A 19,771-nucleotide genomic window follows, 5' to 3' on the forward strand; every position below is an offset into this window, starting at 1 on the left:
CTCGACACCATGACAACGCCCGCAGATTCCCGAGCTGCCGTCCTGACCGGCCTGAACAGGCTGTCCGACGACGTCACCGACCTGTCGGCGCGCCTGGCGCGGGTCGGCGCCGAGGTGGACTCGCTCACCGCGCTGCTCAGATCCGGTGCGGCACCCACCCCCGCAGCGCCGATGCCACCACCGGTTCCGACCGCGCCACCGCACGTTCCGGCCGATCCGATCGCCGCCGGACCGAATACCGTGTTCTCCGGCATGAACACCATGGTCACCCCGGCGTTCGCCGGCACCGCATTTCCCTGCTCCGTCCCGACCGGCGTGGGCCATCAGGCCCGACCGTTCCCCCAGGGGCCGGCCGCCGGATATCCGGCACCGGGATTCCGGCCTCCCGGCGGCGTGGGAGCGTTTGCGGGCGGTCAGCCGATCGGACCGGCCGGCCACCCTGCTCCTGCCCGGTCCACAATGCCCCCGATGCCCGCGTACGGTGCGCCGCACTACCCCGCTCCCCCGGTAGTCCCTCTTTCCGAACGTCTGTCGGCGGCGTTCGATCGCGGTCTGGTCGGCAGGATCCTCGCCGGCCTCGGCGTCGGCGTCACCCTGATCGGTGTCGTTCTGCTGCTGGTGCTGGCCGCGCAGGCGGGCTGGCTCGGGCCCGGTCTACGAGTTGCCGGCGGCGGCGTCCTCGCCGCCGCACTGGTCGGCGGCGGTCTATGGCTGTCGGGCAGACCCGGATACCGGACCGGCGCGATCTCGCTGTGCGCCACCGGTGTCGGTGCCGCCTATCTCGACGTTCTCGCCGCCACCGTCATCTATCGCTGGCTGCCCGAGCCGGTCGGCCTGGTGGTGTGCGGAGTGATCGGCGGGGCCGGGCTGGCGCTGGCGCACCGGTGGTCGAGCGAGGCCCTCGGGCTGCTCGTGATGGTCCCACTGATGGTTCTGGCACCCATCATCACCGGCGGATTCGACCTGGTCACCGCGTGTTTCATGCTGGCGCTGTCGGCGGCGGGACTGCTGACGCAGATCGACCACGATTGGGTCGGACTGTTCACCGCACGGGTCGTCGCCACATCTGCCACCCTGACCGGCGTGCTGGTGACCAACGCCGACGACCTCCGCGTGGACGGCATGTCGGCGTGGCTGTACCCGGTCGCGGGCCTGCTCGGCGTCGTTCTCGCCTTCGGTGGTGCCCTGCTCGCACTGCGCCGCACCGGTCTCGGTGCCCAGTACGCGGTGGCTGCCGCACTCTCGCTCGTCCCGTTCGCGGTCGCGGGCGGTTCGACGCAGTCGGCGCCGGTCGCGATCTGCCTGCTCGGCTGCGCCGCTGTGCTGCTGGTCGTGGTCTACACCGCGCCCGGCCTACCCGGTGTGACGCCCGCCGTCCGGCAGATTTGGCTGGCCGCCTCGGCCACAGCCGTGTTCGCCGCCGCCACCATGCTGCTCGGCGGGCCGGCGCTCGCGGTCACCGTCCTGGCCGTCGCGGTCGTGTGCGCGGTGGCCGCACCCGTCCTCGGTGACACCGGCAAGGCCGTCCTGTTCATCGCGACAGCCTTCGGCACGCTCGGCGCGCTGAGTTTCCTGAACGCCGATCGACTCGCCGCACTTGTCGTCAACGATCAACTCGACGGCCCGCGACAGTCATGGGAGCCGCTGTACGCGATCGTGCTGGGCACGGCGGCGATCGCGATCGGCCACGGCTACCAGCGGCTCACCGACCGTGAATCGGCGCGCATCATGTGGTGCTTCTCCGGGTTCGTCGCGGTGGCCGCGATCACCGACCTGTGCGTGAGCGTCGGCGTCCTCGTCGACCCCGATGCGGGCTTCCGCGCCGGACACGTGGCGGCGACCATCGTGTGGATGACGACGGCCGCCGTCCTGCTCGGCTACACGCGCCGACGGCCCGGGGCGAGCGCAGCGACGGGAAATGTTCCGGCGAGCGCAGCGACGGGAAATGTTCCGGCGAGCGCAGCGACGGGAAATGTTCCGACGAGCGCAGCGTTCGGCAGTGCCGACGGACCGTTGCGGGCATTGACGCTGACCGCCGGGCTGATACTGGTGGCGGCGGCCGTCGCGAAGCTGTTCCTGTTCGATCTGGCCGCGCTCGACGGGGTGTTCCGGGTGATCGTGTTCATCGTCAGCGGGCTGATGATCCTGACGCTGGGCAGCGTGTACGCCAAGTCCCTGACCACGATGACCCGGCCGGGCGATCGTCACGCGCACGCGCCGTGACGGCGTCGCGGCCCACCGATCCCGGACCGCGGCGCCGGGCCGGGTTCGGTGTGGGCAGGGTCGCCGACCACAGGGCGGGAGCGGCGGGCCTGCTCGCCGTGTGCGGGGCGATCGCCACGCTGCTGTGCCTGTACGCCGCGAACTGGGTGCCCGGCCAGGACCCGGGCGGCAGCACGTTCGTCGACGCGGCCCGACGGGTGCCCGAGTTGTGCGGCACACATGCTCGTCCGGGATGGCCTACGACCGTGGCGCGGGCGTTCTTTGTCTGGGGCCACGGTCTGCTCGCGGCGGCCGCGACGGTGACGGCGATCGCCGTTCTCGCCGGCCGGCGCACCGTCGCGGTCATCGCGGCGGTCTTGTCGGCGGGTCTGGTCGGCTGGATGGAGGCCGCGCTGAAGCTTTCCCATATCGGCGACACCGAGTGGACCCGGTACCTCTCGGTCATCGGGGTCGCTCTCCTGGCCGTCGGTGTCGGTGTCGCCGGAGGCCGGACCCGGCCGGACGGTACTGTCGGCGGTCGGCGGTGACCGAATTGAATGAGTGCTGACCTGCGGTCACCGCTGTCCGGTCAGCACGTACCCGTCTCGCCCCTGTCGGGAGTCGGTGTCGGCCGGCATCTCGAATGTCACCGCGCGATCGTGAAAGCTCACCCGACGACACGGCCCGCGTGCGATGTTGGCGTCATCGCCGCAATAGACCGGTGAACCCTCGGCAATCCCCACGAACAACTCTGTTCGGCAGACCTCCTGCCCCCGACGATGCGGGCGGAACCGACAGATGCCGCACCCGTGTGGTGCACAAGGAGTTGGAATCGATGTCCGACGTTGCATACGTGAAACCCGCAGACCTGGTGAACAGGTTGGTCGACGCGGGCGAGTACAAGGCGCTGCTGTCGACGCGCGACACCCTCGTCCGCGCGTTCATGGGCGGCGCGATCCTCGCGCTCGCGGCGGCGTTCGCGGTGACCGTCACCGTGAACACGGGGGAGCCACTGCTGGGTGCGCTGCTGTTCCCGGTGGGTTTCATCTTGCTGTACCTGATGGGCTTCGACCTGCTGACCGGGGTGTTCATGCTGGTCCCGTTGGCCTGGATCGACCGCAGGCCCGGCATCGGGATGAAGGCTCTGCTGCGCAACTGGGGACTGGTGTTTCTCGGAAACTTCCTCGGCGCGTTCCTCGTCGCCGTCCTGATGGCGATCATCGTCACCTACGGATTCGACACCGAACCGAACGCGGTGGGCCAGGCGATCAGCGAAATCGGGCACGGCAGGACCGTCGGCTACGCCGACCACGGGGCGGCCGGCATGCTCACCCTGTTCGTGCGGGGCATGCTGTGCAATTGGATGGTGTGCACCGGTGTCGCGGGCGCCATGATGTCCGACAGCGTCGTCGGCAAGGCGGTCGCGATGTGGATGCCGATCATGCTGTTCTTCTACATGGGCTTCGAACATTCGATCGTCAACATGTTCCTGTTCCCGTCCGGGCTGCTGCTGGGTGCCGACTTCACCATCGGCGACTACCTGGTGTGGAACGAGATCCCCACCGTGCTCGGCAACATCGTCGGCGGTCTGTCGTTCGTCGGCCTGACCATGTACTGGACGCACGCCAAGACTCGTGAGCCGCGGCTGCCCACTGCCCTGGCACCGCACACCACCGACATCGCGGTGGCCGAAAACGTCCGGGTCGACGCAACCCGTTGACCGGCGATCCGTTCGGAGTTCGGCAGCCCCACCCGCGCAGCCGAGGTCCGAACGGATGACACCAAAATGGGGGAGAAACAATGTGCCCCCGACTGCTGCGACGATCACACGAACCGTCTGCCGGTCGGGGGCACTTCTGTCATGTGGCCGAACGACATTGAATCCACCCGGTGCATCCGCTGTGATTCCGCCCACATGACGGAGACCTCGGCACCGGCACCGGACCGGCCATCGGGGATATTCTCGGTGATCACGTTGCGCGCCAGTACAAGTCACGGATATTGCACATCATGAGGTCGACTGTCGGGAGTACTTGTCAGGGGCAGATCGGGGGAATCCCCCATTCCCAAGAACGTGACGACTAGGGAACGATCAGCTCCATGCTCAATTCACTTGCGGGTTGGTCGGTACGGCATCGGTGGATGGTGGTGGGCGGCTGGGTGGCTGCCGTGGTGTCGTGCATCATATTGGCGGGCGCCTTCGGGGGTGACTCGATTACCGACTTCGCCGACGATGACCGGACCGAATCGGGACGTGCGTTGGCGACAATGAATGCTGCCGGCGGAGGATCGGCGGCCGATGAGGCGCGGGTGGTTTTCGCGGTCGACCCATCGGTCGCCGGCGGGATCGACAACGCTGAGGTGCGTGCGGAGGTCGACGCACTACGTGAGCGAATCACCGAGATCGACCCGACCACACGAATGGCGGACCTCTACGCGACCGGACTCTCGCGCAATGTCGCAATCTCACCGGATCGGCGGGTTGCCTACACGACACTGACCGTCGAATCGGACTCCGACAACGAGCGCAATGCGTTGGTCGAGAAGATCAAGGACACCGCAACGGAGTTCGACGCAGACGGCGTCCGATTATCCTTCGCCGGGGACTGGTTTGCCGATGTCGCTCCCGCGGGGGTGGGCGAGGCCATCGGTCTCGGTTTGGCGATGATCATCCTACTGATCGCTTTCGGAACTGTGGTGGCCGCAGGTTTGCCCCTGCTGACGGCACTTTTCGGCGTCGGAGTCGGAGCGTCGATCCTGATCTTGCTGCAGAATGTCATCGAGACTCCAGACTTCGCGGTGTCCTTGGCGGCGATGCTCGGAATCGGTGTCGGAATCGACTACGCGCTGCTCATTCTCACCAGGTTCAGATCAGCTCTTGCCGATGGCCACGACGTTCCGGAGGCAATCATCTCCGCGATGAATACCGCTGGACGTGCCGTGGTGTTCGCGGGCGCCACGGTGACGATCGCCATCGCCGGGCTGCTTACCCAGGGCGGAGTCATCGGGCCGACAATGACATTGGCCGGTTGCGCTGGTGTCCTGGCAGTGCTGGTCGCGGCGCTCACCCTGCTTCCTGCTCTGCTTGCGATCGTCGGTACCCGAGTCAACAGGCTGGCCGTTCCCGGATTGCGCACCACACCGGGCTCGGAGGGGGCGTTGGCCCAACGCTGGAGCAAAATCGTTCAGCGGCATCCCTACCTTGGTGTGCTGTCGGCCTTGATCATCCTCGGTATCATGCTGATTCCGGCCTATGATCTGCACCTCGGCTTCGGCGACGCCGGGAATCGGGCGACCAGCGACACCACCCGAATCGCCTACGACGACCTGGCCCGTGGCTTTGGCGACGGGTCCAACGGTCCGCTGTTCCTGGTTGCCGAGTTGCCTGACAACCCTGACAACGGCGATAAATTGGCCGCACTCGCGGCCGAGCTCGACACGACCGATGGTGTTGCGTCGGTGAGTCCGCCGATCGGAGTCGGGTCCGTCGACGGAAACGAAGTCACGATGTTGATCGTGACCCCGACGACGGGGCCTCAAGAAGCCGCGACTCTGGACCTCGTCCACCACATTCGCGATGACATCGTGCCGAGCTCGGGACTCCCCATCGAGATGACCGGAGCGACGGTCGGTGGCAGCGACTTCGCCGAACTAACACTTCAGCGGCTTCCGCTGATGGTCGCAGTCGTCTTGGCCTGCTCGTTCATTCTGTTGGCCTTGGCATTCCGATCACTGGTGGTGCCGGTCAAAGCTATCATCATGAATCTGTTGTCGTTGGGGGCATCCTTCGGCGTGATCGTCGCGGTCTTCCAATGGGGCTGGGGGATGGAACTCATCGGGGTGGGCAAAGTGGGTCCGACCGAGGCCTGGGTGCCGATCGTGCTGTTCGCCGTGGCATTCGGCTTGGCAATGGACTACGAGGTGTTCTTGGTTTCACGCATCCGGGAGCGATTCCTCACGACCGGCAACCCCACCACGTCGGTGACCGAAGGCCTGGCGGCAACAGCGAGGGTGATCACCGCAGCCGCAGCGATCATGGTCTGCGTCTTTGCCAGCTTCATCTTCTTCGACGATCGAGGTCTCAAGGCCATGGGGCTGGGGCTGGCGGTGGCAGTTTTCGTTGACGCGACGGTAGTGCGAATGCTGTTGGTTCCCTCCACGATGGAGATCCTGGGACGGCACAACTGGTACTGGCCGTCATGGCTCAACTGGGTACCGCGGGTGGACGGCATGCACGGATCCGGTGATGACGGAGGCAAACCTGGTCCACTGATCGGCACGGGATCGGATAGTGCAGGATCGCCGAAATAGCTCATGGTGGTGAATGGGGGTGCCCGCGGGTGTCGTTCATGCGGCCTCACAGGCGGGGACAGACTCTTTGTCGTGGCGATCTGCGGTGCTCTCCGGCCGTCAGACACCGAGACCGATGGCGACGGCGAGGACGGCGAGGAGCGGGATCACACCCTGCTTCAGCGCCGCACCGCGCTTGTCCGGGCTCGACAGGAGCAGAACGAGAGCCGCCGCGCCGATCGATCCCGCTCCGGCGAACACCAGAGCCGTTCCGGCGGCCTGGGCATCGGCTGCGTAGAGGACCACGCCGATTGCCACGAGCATGGCGCCCGCAAACGGTACCGGCGGCGATAGGGCCCGAAAAAAGTCCCCCACCTGCGCAAACAGGTGGGGGACTTCCGTGGAGCTGCCGGGAATTGAACCCGGGTCCTCCGTCGAGTCGGCAGGGCTTCTCCGTGCGCAGTCCGCTGCGTCTCTACTCGGATCTCTCAGTCACGCGAACAAGCCGAGATGACGATCCCAGTCGCTGTGAGTTGTCCCGTCGCCACCCGCGACCGGCGGCGACGGTGAGCTCCCGAAGATGATGCCGGGGACCGAGGTGAGAGCACCCTCGGGCCGACAGACTAGCCGTCGCTGCTCAGGCAGCGAGGGCGTAGTCGCGCTGATTCTTATCGGCGCTTAATTGGTTGCCGCGACGCTTATACGGTGGTCTCCAGCCTGCACCGGCACGCTTCCCCTGCCTCGGCGCACGTAGTCGAATCCGATCAGCCCCGAGTCAGGTCCCTCCGGTTTTCCGGCGGGCACTCGATACTAACAACCTCTCGCCGTCTTTTCATCCCCAATTTCCCGAGTGGTCCGGCTGCGGCCCTATAGCGGCGACAACCTGCGGATACCGGCCTCCGACAGGTGGCCCGACCGAACGATCGGTCACCCGGGAGGTACTTGTATGGTTACCTACGACACACCCCGCCACCTGGAAGGCACGCGATGAAGCGCCTGATCTTTGAACCCGAGCACGAACAGTTCCGCGACACGGTTCGCGCGTTCATCTCCCGGGAAATCGAGCCGCACGCGCAAGAATGGGAGGCAGCGGGTCAGGTCGATCGCGACATCTACCGCAAGGCCGGCGAGGCCGGGCTCGTCGGGTTCAACGTGGCCGAGGAGTTCGGCGGCGGAGGTGTCGACGACTTCCGGTTCAACGTCGTCGTCGCCGAGGAAATGGCCCGCGCCAGCCACGCCGGCCCCGCGTTCACTCTGCAGAACGACGTCGTCGTGCCCTACTTCACCTCGTTGTCGAACGACGAACAACGCACGCGCTGGCTGCGCGGGATGGCCACCGGCGAGACCATCGTCGCCGTCGCGATGACCGAGCCCGGCGCAGGCAGCGACCTCGCCGGGATCAAGACGAGCGCGGTCCGCGACGGCGACGACTGGGTCCTCAACGGCAGCAAGACCTTCATCTCCTCCGGCATCAACTCCGACCTCGTGGTGGTGGTGTGCCGCACCAACCCCGACCCCGCGGCCAAGCACAAGGCGTTCTCGCTGCTCGTCGTCGAACGCGGTATGGCGGGCTTCGAACGCGGCCGCAAGCTCGACAAGATGGGCCTGAAATCGCAGGACACCGCCGAACTGCACTTCGACAATGTGCGGGTTCCGGCCGCCAACGTTCTCGGCCAGGTCGATCAGGGCTTCTATCACCTGATGCACAACCTGCCGTCGGAGCGGCTGTCGATCGCGGTCACCGCCACCGCGATCGCGCGTTCGGTGTACGAGGAGACACTGCAGTACTGCAAAGACCGCAAGGCATTCGGCAAACCGATCGGCACGTTCCAGGCCAATCGCTTCACCCTCGCCGAGATGGCCACCGAACTAGACGTCGCCGAGGCCTACATCGACCGCTGCATCCAGGGCGTACTCGACGGCGAGGCCAGCGCGGTCGACGCCTCGAAGGCGAAGTGGTGGGGCACGGAGCTGAGCAAACGGGTCGTCGACTCGTGCCTGCAGTTGCACGGCGGCTACGGCTACATGAACGAGTACCGTGTGGCCCGCGCCTACACCGACATCCGCATCCAGACGATCTTCGGCGGCACCACCGAGATCATGAAGGATCTGATCGGCCGCAGCCTGGGCGTCTAGTTCCCGGGGCTACCGCGGCAGTTCGATCAGCTCGACGAGTGCCACTCCCGCATCCGACGACGGCGAGACCAGCGCTATCGCGTCCCGGTCGATGAGTCCGCCGTGGGAGTCGGCACCGTCGGCGTCCTCGACATGCCACGAACCGTCACCGATCCGGGTCGCGGGCAACACCCGCACCGCGTCGACCACCGAGAAGGCATGCGGCACCGTCGTGAAACTCGGTATCACCGACGATGTCGCGGTCAGGGCGTCGACGATCGCGGCGGTCACCACGAACACCGCCGCCGTCACCGCGAACGGTTCCGCGGGCAGGCAGTGCACGATGGGCCCGGCGAACAGTTGCGCCACGATCTGTGTGCCACCGGGATCGCACCGCACTCCGTCGACGACGGTCGAGGCGCCGAGCTGACCGAGCGCCGGACGCACGCAGTCATCGGGGCTGTCGATGGCGCCCACCACACACACGAGGTCGACGTCGGATGCCGACCGGATGGCCTCCCGGATGCTGGAGGTATCGTCGGCGCACCGCAGCACCCGGACGCAGTCCACCCCCAGCGAACGCAGGTAGTGCGGCAACACGATGTCGACGGTGTGATCATGCGGCGCCTCCGGACCGCCCACCGGCAACACACATGCCGCCGTCACAGCCGCCCGGCCGTCGTCTCGGACGGGCAGCCGCGGCACGGCCGACCGCAGCTTGGACCGCACGTCGGCAACGCTCCGGGTCATCGAATGCATCGACCACACCTCCCCGTAGTAGTTGTCGGCCGCATCGAGGCCGCACGTCAAGGATCGCGCCGGCGTATTGCCTGCCATTCACGCGATCGTTTCCCGCAGGGGGCCGATCGCTCACATACCGCTTCCCACCGATGAGCGATGTGCGCCGCGGGGCCTCGATTCGCGCGGTGAATGTCCTAGCCGGAGAATCGTTCCGGCCAGTACTTGACGAGACAGTCCACCGGCTGACCGCGGCGCTCGAAGGTCGGCAGCGCCTTGCCGGTCAGCCCGGTGGTCAGCGCTGCCGCGCGTTCCCGGATCGTCCCATGCCCTTGGTCGGGGCCAGGGTCGCCGATGAGCGGCAGCAGCGTCGCGGCCTGCAGGATGTTGCGGACCGACAGGTCGTCGCGATCGAATACCGTTGCCGCCCAGTTACCCGCGAAGCAGTCGGCGATCAGCTCCCGATTGTTGCCCTGCGGGTATGAACTGTCGGGGATGCCGAGCGCCCGCGCGATCCGGAAGACCACGTTGTGCCCGTATTCGTGCGCCACCACCGTGGCCGCGGTGAAATCACCCACGACGGCCGACGGCACCGACGCCCCGAATACGTCGCCGCGCCAGATGCCGACGAACGTTTCCACCGGCAGGATGACCGTGCCCTCGGTGATTGCGCCCTGCCCGTTCGGCTGTGAGTCGACGCCACAGAAGAAGGCGTTCTTCATATCCGAAGACACGGCGCCGATCGTGGCATCACCGTCAGTGCAGTCCGTCCGAAAAGTGGTGCCCGGTTCGATCAGTGCGCGGCCCGTCGACGGATCACCCCAGTCGAGTTCGACGAACCAGCCGCCCCACGCATCGTCGAGGTCGTCGAGCAGCGACACCAGGTAGGGCGACACCGTGGTGTCGGCATTGTCGGCAGTCACCCCGCTGCCGTCGAACTGCTGCGCCGGCGTGGGCAATTGCGGGCACGAATCGGGCAGACAGGCTTTCGGATTCACCACAGCCGTTGACGTAACCGGGGTATCGGGCGTCCCGGCCGGGTCGCCGTCCGAGGACAACAGGTCTGAACACCCGGTGCCGACACCCAGCACCAGCGCCACGGCCAGCACGAACACTTTTCCGGCGCGGGCCACTGGCACGGCACGTCTCCGATCACGAGAAGCTGCGGGGAACCCTGTCGGGTCTGTGTGACAGCGAACCTAGCAGGTCCCCGGTCGACGCGGAGCCGGTGTCGGCAAGCCGAATGACATCGTCAGACGATCGTCAGGACGGCGGTGTCGTGCGCGGCCACCGTCACGGCAAGTCTGCCGTCGACAGCCCGGTACCGGTCGCCGGTCCAGGCATCCACACCGGCGACCCGACCGTCACCGGTGAGTCCGAGATCGCGCAACGACACCGACAATCTGCGCGGCGCCGGGCCGCGGTTGGTCAGAGATACCACCAGTCCCCTGTCGCCGATCGCCCGCGACCACACCTCCGGATTGCCCGCGACCCGGGCACCCGCGCTGACCCGCTCGTCCTGGTCGATCCGCACGATGGCGCGATTGGTGAGGATGCGGATCGCCGACCCGGGCATCCGGGTCAGGTCGACGCCTACCATCAACGGCGCCGCCATCATCGCCCACATCGACACCTGGGTCCGCTGCTCCGATTCGGTCAGTTCACCGGAGCCGGGCGCGATACCCACCGGCAGCAGACCCGGGTCGTTGTAGGTTCCCGGCCGCACCCGACCGGCCAGCGGCGCCAGCGCGTCGATCACCTCGACGACCCCCTGTGCCTTGCGGTCCCGGCCCTCGGTCGACCAGGCGGGCACCGTCGGACCGGTCACCCTGGTGACCGTGGCGACGCCACCCCAGTACGAGTCCCATCCCGGACGGGTCGTGTCGAGTCCGCGATTGGGGTTGATGGCGTACACGATCGGCGTGCCCAATTCACGCAGGGCATCACGCATCACGGTGAACGCGGCGATCTGCTCGTCGCGGTCGGACTGCGCCGAACACCAGTCGTAGGCAAGGTAGTCCACACCCCAGTCGGCGAATGTCGCGGCATCACGCGCCTCATGTCCGAGACTGCCGGTGCTGCCCGCGCTACGACCTGAATGCTGGGCACAGGTGCGGGTACCGGCCGCCGACGACAGCCCGAACAGCAGACCCCGATCGTGCAGATACCGCCCCAGCGCGGTCATCCCGGACGGAAAGCGGCGAGGGTCCGGTACCAGGGCGCCGTCCGCCGCCCGTTCGCGCGCGGACCAGCAATCGCCGACGATCACATACCGGTACCCGGCATCGCGCAGACCCGACGACACCAGGGCGTCGGCCTGCTCATGGATCGCCGTCTCCGACACCTCGCAGCCAAGTGACTGGGCACTGCTCCAGCCCATCGGCGGGGTTTTCGCCACACCGTCGATGGCGGGACGCTCGCCGCCGATCCGATCCTCCGGGACGGCGGTGCATCCGGCCACGACCATCGCCGGCGCGAGCGCGGCGACCACGGCACGGGCGATCCGGCCCCGACGGTCGTGGTCCGGTCGTCCCCCGAGGACCCGGCGGATGCCCATCACCTCACATACCTTTGACGCGCCTGCCGACTTCCCGCTCCACTTCCCGCCTGGCGGTGCGCTGGGCGATGTCGTGACGCTTGTCGTGGGCCTGCTTGCCGCGGGCCAGCGCCAGCTCGACCTTCACCCGGCCGTCGTTGAAGTAGAGCGACAACGGGACGAGCGTCAGATTGCCGTCGCGGATCTTGCCGATCAGATTATCGATCTCACGTCGATGCAGAAGCAGCTTCCGGTTCCGCCTGGGGGCGTGGTTGGTCCACGAACCGTTGCCGTATTCGGCGATGTTGAGCCCACGCAGCCACACCTCGCCGTCGTCGACCGTGGCGAACGCATCGACCAGCGACGCCTTGCCGTCGCGCAGCGCCTTCACCTCGGTGCCGACCAACGCGATCCCGGCCTCGTAGGTGTCGAGGATGGCGTAATTGTGCCGCGCCTTGCGGTTGGTCGCGATCACACTGCGACCTTTCTCCTTGGGCATGGTTATCTCACCTCCTCATTCACGTACGTACACACGAAGCGTGACATACGAGGTGATTCCGGCCAACATGATTCCGCCCAGAATCAACCACGGCGCCACCACCAGGACATCCGAATTGGTGATGCGGGCAAGAATATTGATACCGTACAGGTCTTCGAGGGCCCGGTCGAAGAACAGCGCCTTGGCACCGAACAGCCCACCGATCGCCAGGAACGCACCGACCAGCGCGGCCACCATCGCCTCGAGCAGGAACGGCAGCTGCGTGTACCAGCGGGTCGCACCCACCAGCCGCATGATGGACACCTCGGTCCGGCGGGTGAATGCCGCGATCTGAATCATATTGACTATCAATAGCATTGCCGCGACAGCGAGGACCACCGCCACCGCGAACGCGCCGTTCCGGGCGCCGTCGAGCACGCTGAAGATCCGTTTGACCAGATCACGCTGATCCAGAACACTGTCCACACCCAGATCCTTGCGGTCGGCGAACTCGTCGAGCACTGCGCCGAACCGGTCCGGATCCTTCATCCGCACCCGCAGCGCGGCCTGAGTGCTCGACGGGTCGATCATTTCGGCGATCTCCGGGCTGTCGGCGAACGCCTCCTTCGAGGCCTCGTACGACTCCTTTTGCGAGATGTAGGTGACCGTCGCCACACCCTGCGCGTTCTCCAACTCGGTGCGCAGTGTGGCGCACGGCGCCTTCGTGCAGTCCGGATCGGACTTGCTGACATCGAGGTTCATGAAAAACTGCATCTCGACGCGGTCGAGGAAGATCTTCTGACTCTTGTCGGCCATCTGGATGACCAGCAGGCCGCCGCCGAACATCGCCAGGGTGATGGCGGTGGTCAGGATCATCGCGATGGTCATCGTGACGTTGCGGCGCAGCCCGTTGAGGACCTCGCTGAAGATGAAGTTCGCGCGCATCGTGCTCCGTTGTCGTATGTCGCCCGGGTGCAGGTCCGCCGGGTCGGGGGCCGCCGTGTCGGGGCGGTCGGGGTCCGCTGAGTCGGGACGGTCAGCCGATGCCGTACACGCCGCGTTCGTCGTTGCGGACCAGATGCCCGCTGTCGAATTCGAGAACCCGTCGCCGCATCGCGTCCACGATGTGCCGGTCGTGGGTGGCCATGAGCACCGTGGTGCCGCGCCGGTTCACCCGGTCCAGGACATCGACGATCTCCTCGCTGGTCTCCGGATCAAGGTTTCCGGTGGGCTCGTCGGCCAGCAACACCAGCGGACGGTTGGCGATGGCGCGAGCGATCGCCACACGCTGCATCTCGCCGCCGGACAGTTCGTTGGGCATCCGGTCGGCCTTGCCGCTCAGACCCACATAGTCGAGTACCTCGGGTACCACCTTGCGGATCACCGACGGCTGCTTGCCGATCACCGCCAGCGCGAACGCCACATTGTCGGCGACCGACTTCTGCTGCAGCAACCGGAAGTCCTGGAACACACACCCCACCGATTGGCGCAGTTTGGGCACCATCCGGGCCTTGAGTCGGTTGACGTGGTACTCGCCCACGTACACCTCCCCGGCGGTGGGCCGGTCCTCTTTCAGCAACAACCTGAAGAACGTCGACTTACCCGAACCGGACGGTCCGATGAGGAAGGCGAACTCACCTTTGTCCACCTCCACATCGAGCCCCGACAGGGCGGGCCGACTCGACGCCTTGTACTTCATCGAGACGTTCTCCAGCTTGATCACAGCAAGCCAGTGTAGCCAGGGCCGCTGAGAACTCCGCTCAGACTCGCGCGGGACCGCGCGAGTCCGAGCGCCGGATGCCGCGGACGTCCCTCAAGGTGCCGACGACTCCTCGGCGGTGGTGGTTTCCTCCCCGTCCTCGGTGGTGATCCGCGGGATCGGTACCGGTATCCCGGGCACCGAGGTGGTGGTCAGTTTCGGCCGCCCGCCGGTGCTCGTCGACGTCCCGGTATCGCCGTCCGACGACCGGTCCGCACCGGTCTGCTCCGTGCCTGTCGTCGATGGGGTGCCGGATTCGTCGGTGCTGCTCGCCGGTATCGACGACGTGGACACCGAACTCGACGGCCACACCGACGTTTCCGGGGTCGGGGTCACCTGCCGGTTGTCGACGACCTGTCGCGCCGCCTGCTTCTGCGCATCCGGATACCGCTCCGACGTGTAGCCGTAGACGCCCTGCAGCACCAGGAACGCCACCACCAGCACCGCCGTACGCACCCGGATGCGGGTGCGGTAGATGACCTTGGGTCCGTCCTCACCCATGGCTACCGCGCACCTCCCTCATCGGAACCGCCGACCGGGGCCGGGTCGGTGTGCGTGGGTACCTCCCGGACGCTGATGCCCTCGGCGGCGAGCGCCCGCACGATTCGGCTGCGCAGCGCACGGCTCACCGCGAACTGCTGACCCGGCAACGTCCGCGCCACCATCCTGATGGTCAGCGACTCCAGCTCGAGGTCGGTGATGCCGAGCGGGGCCGGCGCGTCGAGCAGGAACTTATGCCAGCGCTCTTCCTCGAAGAATCGCTCACCGACCTGATCGAGGATCTCGGTGACGCACGCGATGTCGGCCTCGCTCGGGATCGGCACGTCGACGACGGCCCGAGCCCAGTCCTTCGACAGGTTGGTGGCGGTGATGATCTGCCCGTTGGGCACGGTCACCACCTCACCGTCGCTGGTGCGCAGCCTGGTCACGCGCAACGTGACGTCCTCGACGGTGCCCTGCTTGTTGCTGCCGCCGGTAACCGCGAGATCGACCACGTCGCCGTACCCGTACTGCTTCTCGGTGACCACGAAGAATCCGGCGAGGATGTCCTGCACCACCCGCTGGGCGCCGAAACCGAGTGCTGCGCCGATCACCGCGCTCGGCCCCACCAGGCTGGTCACGGGCACATTGAGCACCCCGAGGATCTTCAGACCGCAGACGAGCGCCACGATCACGATCGACGTCCAGGCGACCACCTGGATCACCGCCCGCATGTGTTTGGACCGCTCGGTCCGCACCAGCATGTCGCTGTCGGCGAAGTCCGCCTCGATCCGCGTCTCGTACCGTTCGGCCAGCCACCGGATGAACCGGATCACGATGGCCGCGCCGAGAACCCACAGCAGGATCGACAGGCCGTCGGTGACCACCCACCGGTACCAGTCCCCGATCATCGACTCGAAGGGCACCTGGGCCGCGGCCACCGTCGTCGACGGTGCCGCGCCCGCGTCAGCGAACATACCGATCAGGCGTCGGCCGACGCCATCCGCCAGCGGATACCGGCCTCGATGAACGGGTCGATCTCACCGTCGAGGACGGCCGACGGATTGTTGTTCTCGACGTTGGTGCGCAGATCCTTGACCATCTGGTAGGGGTGCAGCACATACGATCGCATCTGATTGCCCCAGCTGGATCCGCCATCGCCCTTGAGTGCGTCGAGTTCGGCACGCTCCTCCTGTCGTTTGCGTTCGAGCAGCTTGGCCTGCAGCACGCGCATCGCGGCGGCCTTGTTTTGCAGCTGGCTCTTCTCGTTCTGACAGGTCACCACGATACCGGTGGGTATGTGTGTGAGCCGGACGGCGGAATCGGTGGTGTTGACCGACTGTCCGCCCGGACCCGACGACCGGTACACATCCACCCGCAGGTCGGTCTCGGCGATGTCGATGTGGTCGGTGGTCTCCACCACCGGCAGCACCTCCACCTCGGCAAAGGACGTCTGCCTGCGGCTTTGGTTGTCGAACGGGCTGATCCGGACCAGCCGGTGGGTGCCCTGCTCCACCGATAGCGTGCCGTACATGTACGGCGACTTCACGGCGAACGTCGCCGACTTGATGCCCGCCTCCTCGGCATAGGAGGTGTCGTACACCTCAACGCCGTAGTTGTGTTTTTCGGCCCACCGGATGTACATCCGCATCAGCATCTGCGCCCAGTCGGCGGCGTCGACACCACCGGCACCGGACCGGATGTTCACCAGGGCGTCGCGCTGGTCGTACTCGCCGGCCAGCATCGTCTTGACTTCCATCGCCTCGATGTCCACGCGTAGCGAGGCGCGCTCCTCGTCGGCGTCGGCCAGGGCCGCGGTGCGGTCCTCGCCCTCCTCCGACTCGGCCAGCTCGTACAGGACCGGCATGTCCTCCAGACGCTGGCGCAGTTCGCTCACCTTACGGAACTCCGACTGAGCGTGCGACAGCTCGCTGGTCACCTTCTGGGCATGGTCCTGGTTGTTCCACAGTTCGGGATCGGACGCCTGCATCTCCAGCTCGTCGATGCGACGGCGCAATTCCTCCAGGTCGACGACCTTCTCGACGGTGGTGAGGGTCGCGTCGAGCGATTCGAGATCAACGGTCACATCGGGATGCACAGTGATCGAGCCTACCGCCTCACGGCCGGGAGCCGTCGTCACAGCCCCACCGTCACACCCCGGGCGCCTCCGGCGGCGGCTGGGCGGTCCCGAACCGCCACGTGGTCTCGGCCTTGTCAGGTTTGTAGATGACCGGCATGTCGGTGCCGATCTGCGGCCACTGGCCGAGCGCGCCGACGACCAGCGTCCCGTACACCTCGGTCGGATTCGTCTGCGGACCGGAGATGGTGCCGGAGATGGTGCAGTAACTCTCGCCGTTCTTGTCGGTCCCGACCGGACGCTCGGACACACCTGTCACGGTGAACACGCCCTGGACGAACTGGGCCGCGGCGCCCGGCGACAGGACCTTCCCGCCGCGCCCGCCCCGCCACTGCACCACCAGCGCGACGATCACGGCCACCAGCACGATGATGAAGACGAACTCAAGCATGGTCGCCAGCCTACCGGCGCTACGCTGGCCATCGTGTCCACTGAGAACCCGTACTCGATTTCCGATGATCTCGAACTGACGTTGTCACTGGCCGAATCGGCCGACGTGCTGACGATGCGCCGGTTCGGTGCCGTCGACCTGCGTGTCGATGACAAGCCCGACCTCACCCCGGTCTCCGACGCCGACCTGGCGTGCGAGGCGATGGTGCGTGAGCGACTGGCCGCGATACGGCCGGGCGACGAGATCCTGGGCGAGGAGTTCGGCGGCGACGTGGCGCTGTCGGGACGTCAGTGGGTGATCGACCCGATCGACGGCACCAAGAACTTCGTGCGCGGCGTACCCATATGGGCGACGCTGATCGCGCTGCTGGTCGACGGCGTGCCCGTCGTGGGCGTGGTGTCGGCCCCCGCGCTGCGCCGACGCTGGTGGGCCGGGTCCGGTCTGGGGGCGTTCGTCGCCTTCGACGACCAGCCCGCGCACGCCATCTCCGCCTCGGGCGTCACGCAGCTGGAATCGTCGTCGTTGTCGTTCTCCAGCATCTCCGGCTGGGCCGAGCGCGGACTGCGCGACAAATTCTTCGGGCTCACCGACGAGGTGTGGCGGGTGCGCGCCTACGGAGACTTCTTCAGCTACTGTCTCGTCGCCGAAGGGGCCGTCGACATCGCCTGCGAACCCGAGGTGTCGCTGTGGGATCTGGCGCCGCTCGACATCATCGTCCGTGAGGCCGGTGGCCGGTTCACCGCCCTCGACGGCTCCTCCGGCCCGGGCGGCGGCAGCGCCGTGGCCACCAACGGTCACCTGCACGACGCGGTCCTGGCCGCACTCACCCGCTGACCCTGCCTCAAGCGCGGCAGATACCGTCGGGGCCCGCCGTCTCGATGAACTCTTCCCATGACACATTCGCGATCGACAGATTGGCCTCGACCACACCTGCGAAAGCTGCCGCTGCACGCAATTCGAGGCCGCGGTGCGACGATTCGGTATCGGCGGCATCGGTGCCCAGGAACAGCACCGGATGCTCCGGGTGGGCCATGGTCATGGTGTCGGCGATGACGATATAGCTGGGCCGGTCGGCTATCAGGTCGAGGAATCTATCGACGGTCCACCCCGTATATGTCTGGTTGTCGATCAGCGCCAGACCGACTTCGTACTCCTCGAACCCCTCGTGGATCGGTGCGTAAACGGTGTCGACGGTGGTGTTCCACGCGTCGTCGTCGCTGAAACCGGTCCGGATCAGCGGCACACCGTAGGTGCCGACGTACCGTTCGACGGTGTTCCCGGCACCGCGATTGTCGCGATAGTGCGTCTCCCGCGACCGCTCCTGCTCGCGTTCGCGTTCGGCGACGGCGGAGTCGATGTACGGACCGTCGTAGGTGAACACCTCCGGGCCGAACGCGTCGGTCACCACCAGGTCGGCGACCTCGACGGTGCTGAACTGCGCACCCACGTTGCAACCGATGACGACGCCGGTCTCGTCGTCGAAAGTCCAGGTGACCTTCTGCCGATAGGGCGCTGTCCTGGTCTTCTCACAGGGGACGGTCCACCCATTCCGGCCACGGACGTCAGCCTGCTCGGCCGGGCCGAGCGGCAGATATGTCGGTTCCGGGGCGCGGCCACCGGCGGGCATGAATCCGGCGACCGGCCGCCGCGACGTCCCATGCCGCGAGACCTCGGGTTCGGGTTCAGGCGCGGGCCAGTCCCGGTACAATACCAGCAGCTCGCGGGGCATGTGGTTCCATGCGTTCACGGTTCCGGTGTCGATCCGCGGTGTCGACGGCGCCGCACTGCGTTCCAGACGCCCCTCCACCCGGCGGTACGTCCACCGCGGTCCGGCCACCAGGGAGACACCGTCGTCGTCCTCGACCCGCCACTGGTTCGGCGGCGCGAACCACACCCGTTCGGCGTCCCAGCCGTTGCCCACGTTGCCCGCTGAGTACACCGTCGCACCGATCGCCTTCGATGCCGTGGTCCGGTTGCGGTCTATCAGCTCATCCCACGTCGGCACTGCTATGCGGCGAGGCTAACAAGCCTCGCCGAGCCGCGGTGGGCGATCGCCGTTTCGCCCTGGCCGCATGGTTCGTTCGACCTGTCCGATCGGACATCACAGCGTCGATTCGCTGCCACCGGGCCGACAGCCGACTAGCGTCCGGTCGGACACCTCGGTGAAGGAGTGAGACAATGGCGGCATTCCCCGGCATCGGCCACATCGCGATCACGGTCTCCGACCTGGCGGCCAGCACCGCCTGGTACGCAAAGCTTTTCGACGCCCAGCCGGTTCTCGACGAGGATGAGGAGTCGGGCACCTTCCACCACAATGTGTTCGCCCTCGACGGCGGAATGCTATTCGGACTGCACACCCACACCGAGCAGCCCGCCGCCGAAACATTCGACGAGCGCCGCGTCGGCCTCGATCACATTGCGTTCACCATCACCCGCGACCAGCTCGACGGCTGGGTCGCCCGGCTCGACGAGCTCGGCGTCGCGCGCAGCGGTATCAAACACGCGCGCTACGGTTCCGGCATCTCGTTCCGCGACCCGGACAACATCGCGCTCGAGTTCTTCGCACCACCTGCCTGACCTGAAATGTTCCTGTTGGGTCCGGATTTTCGGGTTCAACAGCCGATCGCCGCCCGCTACGCTCACCC

19 protein-coding genes and 1 other RNA gene are annotated in these 19,771 nt (G+C 66.8%); 7 read left to right on the forward strand and 13 right to left on the reverse strand.

Translation table 11 applies throughout. The annotated features are described in order from the left end of the window. Nucleotides 1–9: 9 nt before the first annotated feature. The 4 genes from GII31_RS16130 (at nucleotide 10) to GII31_RS16145 (ending at nucleotide 6,513) form a co-directional block, all read left to right on the forward strand. Nucleotides 10–2,223: a DUF2339 domain-containing protein gene (locus GII31_RS16130; protein WP_260840035.1), complete on the forward strand. Its 2,214-nt coding sequence runs from the start codon at nucleotides 10–12 to the stop codon at nucleotides 2,221–2,223. Further along, a complete protein-coding gene (locus GII31_RS16135; RefSeq protein ID WP_213244418.1) occupies nucleotides 2,220–2,750 on the forward strand; it encodes a hypothetical protein in 531 nt (176 codons plus the stop codon). The genes GII31_RS16130 and GII31_RS16135 overlap by 4 nt, the downstream gene beginning before the upstream one ends. Nucleotides 2,751–3,037: 287 nt before the next feature. Continuing rightward, nucleotides 3,038–3,922 carry a formate/nitrite transporter family protein gene (locus GII31_RS16140; protein WP_213244419.1) on the forward strand — a complete coding sequence of 295 codons (885 nt, stop codon included), beginning with the start codon at nucleotides 3,038–3,040 and terminating at the stop codon, nucleotides 3,920–3,922. Between the two features lie 422 nt (nucleotides 3,923–4,344). Then, nucleotides 4,345–6,513 (forward strand): MMPL family transporter, encoded by a 2,169-nt coding sequence (locus GII31_RS16145; protein ID WP_260840517.1) that lies wholly within the window; start codon nucleotides 4,345–4,347, stop codon nucleotides 6,511–6,513. A 99-nt stretch (nucleotides 6,514–6,612) separates the two neighbouring features. Here the strand turns inward: GII31_RS16145 and GII31_RS16150 are convergent, their stop codons facing one another. Next, on the reverse strand, nucleotides 6,613–6,816 hold the full coding sequence (locus GII31_RS16150) for a hypothetical protein (RefSeq protein ID WP_213244421.1): 204 nt from the start codon (nucleotides 6,814–6,816) through the stop codon (nucleotides 6,613–6,615). Between the two features lie 74 nt (nucleotides 6,817–6,890). Then, nucleotides 6,891–7,264, reverse strand: a transfer-messenger RNA (tmRNA) gene (gene ssrA / locus GII31_RS16155). Nucleotides 7,265–7,479: 215 nt separating this feature from the next. Between ssrA and GII31_RS16160 the strand changes: the two genes are divergently transcribed. Continuing rightward, on the forward strand, nucleotides 7,480–8,628 hold the full coding sequence (locus GII31_RS16160; RefSeq protein WP_213244422.1) for an acyl-CoA dehydrogenase family protein: 1,149 nt from the start codon (nucleotides 7,480–7,482) through the stop codon (nucleotides 8,626–8,628). A 9-nt stretch (nucleotides 8,629–8,637) separates the two neighbouring features. Here the strand turns inward: GII31_RS16160 and GII31_RS16165 are convergent, their stop codons facing one another. The 10 genes from GII31_RS16165 to GII31_RS16210 form a co-directional block, all read right to left on the reverse strand. Then, entirely contained in the window at nucleotides 8,638–9,444 is an 807-nt protein-coding gene (locus GII31_RS16165; RefSeq protein WP_213244423.1) for a molybdopterin-binding protein, read from the reverse strand. A gap of 98 nt (nucleotides 9,445–9,542) precedes the next feature. Next, on the reverse strand, nucleotides 9,543–10,484 hold the full coding sequence (locus tag GII31_RS16170) for a neutral zinc metallopeptidase (protein ID WP_246221914.1): 942 nt from the start codon (nucleotides 10,482–10,484) through the stop codon (nucleotides 9,543–9,545). 113 nt (nucleotides 10,485–10,597) lie between these two features. Beyond that, nucleotides 10,598–11,902: a glycoside hydrolase family 27 protein gene (locus tag GII31_RS16175; RefSeq protein WP_322973077.1), complete on the reverse strand. Its 1,305-nt coding sequence runs from the start codon at nucleotides 11,900–11,902 to the stop codon at nucleotides 10,598–10,600. A 4-nt stretch (nucleotides 11,903–11,906) separates the two neighbouring features. Continuing rightward, on the reverse strand, nucleotides 11,907–12,380 hold the full coding sequence (gene smpB, locus GII31_RS16180; RefSeq protein ID WP_213244424.1) for an SsrA-binding protein SmpB: 474 nt from the start codon (nucleotides 12,378–12,380) through the stop codon (nucleotides 11,907–11,909). A gap of 15 nt (nucleotides 12,381–12,395) precedes the next feature. Continuing rightward, nucleotides 12,396–13,304, reverse strand: a complete 909-nt coding sequence (ftsX, locus tag GII31_RS16185) for a permease-like cell division protein FtsX (protein WP_260840039.1) — start codon at nucleotides 13,302–13,304, stop codon at nucleotides 12,396–12,398. Between the two features lie 91 nt (nucleotides 13,305–13,395). Then, the gene (gene ftsE, locus GII31_RS16190) at nucleotides 13,396–14,082 is read right to left on the reverse strand and encodes a cell division ATP-binding protein FtsE (protein ID WP_260840041.1); all 687 of its coding nucleotides are present in this window, start codon (nucleotides 14,080–14,082) and stop codon (nucleotides 13,396–13,398) included. 90 nt (nucleotides 14,083–14,172) lie between these two features. Beyond that, on the reverse strand, nucleotides 14,173–14,619 hold the full coding sequence (locus GII31_RS16195; protein ID WP_213244426.1) for a hypothetical protein: 447 nt from the start codon (nucleotides 14,617–14,619) through the stop codon (nucleotides 14,173–14,175). Nucleotides 14,620–14,621: 2 nt separating this feature from the next. After that, nucleotides 14,622–15,575, reverse strand: coding sequence for a mechanosensitive ion channel family protein (locus GII31_RS16200; protein WP_213244427.1), 954 nt, complete (start codon nucleotides 15,573–15,575; stop codon nucleotides 14,622–14,624). Between the two features lie 5 nt (nucleotides 15,576–15,580). Next, the gene (gene prfB, locus GII31_RS16205; RefSeq protein ID WP_213250577.1) at nucleotides 15,581–16,696 is read right to left on the reverse strand and encodes a peptide chain release factor 2; all 1,116 of its coding nucleotides are present in this window, start codon (nucleotides 16,694–16,696) and stop codon (nucleotides 15,581–15,583) included. 52 nt (nucleotides 16,697–16,748) lie between these two features. Next, entirely contained in the window at nucleotides 16,749–17,126 is a 378-nt protein-coding gene (locus GII31_RS16210) for a hypothetical protein (protein ID WP_260840042.1), read from the reverse strand. A 33-nt stretch (nucleotides 17,127–17,159) separates the two neighbouring features. On the opposite strand from GII31_RS16210, the gene GII31_RS16215 reads away from it, so the two are divergent. Then, nucleotides 17,160–17,960, forward strand: coding sequence for an inositol monophosphatase family protein (locus GII31_RS16215; RefSeq protein WP_213244429.1), 801 nt, complete (start codon nucleotides 17,160–17,162; stop codon nucleotides 17,958–17,960). Nucleotides 17,961–17,967: 7 nt separating this feature from the next. On the opposite strand, the gene GII31_RS16220 is transcribed toward GII31_RS16215, so the two are convergent. Then, complete coding sequence (locus tag GII31_RS16220; protein ID WP_213244430.1) at nucleotides 17,968–19,131, reverse strand: DUF6924 domain-containing protein; 1,164 nt, start codon at nucleotides 19,129–19,131, stop codon at nucleotides 17,968–17,970. 173 nt (nucleotides 19,132–19,304) lie between these two features. On the opposite strand from GII31_RS16220, the gene GII31_RS16225 reads away from it, so the two are divergent. Beyond that, on the forward strand, nucleotides 19,305–19,703 hold the full coding sequence (locus GII31_RS16225; protein ID WP_213244431.1) for a VOC family protein: 399 nt from the start codon (nucleotides 19,305–19,307) through the stop codon (nucleotides 19,701–19,703). Nucleotides 19,704–19,771 lie beyond the last annotated feature (68 nt).

Origin of the sequence: Gordonia pseudamarae, from assembly GCF_025273675.1 — a bacterium.
GTDB classification, from domain to species: Bacteria; Actinomycetota; Actinomycetes; order Mycobacteriales; family Mycobacteriaceae; genus Gordonia; species Gordonia pseudamarae.

Coding starts and splice junctions, on each gene's coding strand:
- GII31_RS16160 (WP_213244422.1), top strand. CDS start 7,480: ATGAAGCGCCTGATCTTTGAACCCGAGCACGAACAGTTCCGCGACACG.
- GII31_RS16175 (WP_322973077.1), bottom strand. CDS start 11,902: ATGGGCATCCGCCGGGTCCTCGGGGGACGACCGGACCACGACCGTCGG.
- GII31_RS16165 (WP_213244423.1), bottom strand. CDS start 9,444: ATGGCAGGCAATACGCCGGCGCGATCCTTGACGTGCGGCCTCGATGCG.
- GII31_RS16140 (WP_213244419.1), top strand. CDS start 3,038: ATGTCCGACGTTGCATACGTGAAACCCGCAGACCTGGTGAACAGGTTG.
- GII31_RS16200 (WP_213244427.1), bottom strand. CDS start 15,575: ATGTTCGCTGACGCGGGCGCGGCACCGTCGACGACGGTGGCCGCGGCC.
- GII31_RS16195 (WP_213244426.1), bottom strand. CDS start 14,619: ATGGGTGAGGACGGACCCAAGGTCATCTACCGCACCCGCATCCGGGTG.
- GII31_RS16130 (WP_260840035.1), top strand. CDS start 10: ATGACAACGCCCGCAGATTCCCGAGCTGCCGTCCTGACCGGCCTGAAC.
- GII31_RS16150 (WP_213244421.1), bottom strand. CDS start 6,816: ATGCTCGTGGCAATCGGCGTGGTCCTCTACGCAGCCGATGCCCAGGCC.
- GII31_RS16225 (WP_213244431.1), top strand. CDS start 19,305: ATGGCGGCATTCCCCGGCATCGGCCACATCGCGATCACGGTCTCCGAC.
- GII31_RS16145 (WP_260840517.1), top strand. CDS start 4,345: ATGGTGGTGGGCGGCTGGGTGGCTGCCGTGGTGTCGTGCATCATATTG.
- GII31_RS16210 (WP_260840042.1), bottom strand. CDS start 17,126: ATGCTTGAGTTCGTCTTCATCATCGTGCTGGTGGCCGTGATCGTCGCG.
- ftsX (WP_260840039.1), bottom strand. CDS start 13,304: ATGCGCGCGAACTTCATCTTCAGCGAGGTCCTCAACGGGCTGCGCCGC.
- smpB (WP_213244424.1), bottom strand. CDS start 12,380: ATGCCCAAGGAGAAAGGTCGCAGTGTGATCGCGACCAACCGCAAGGCG.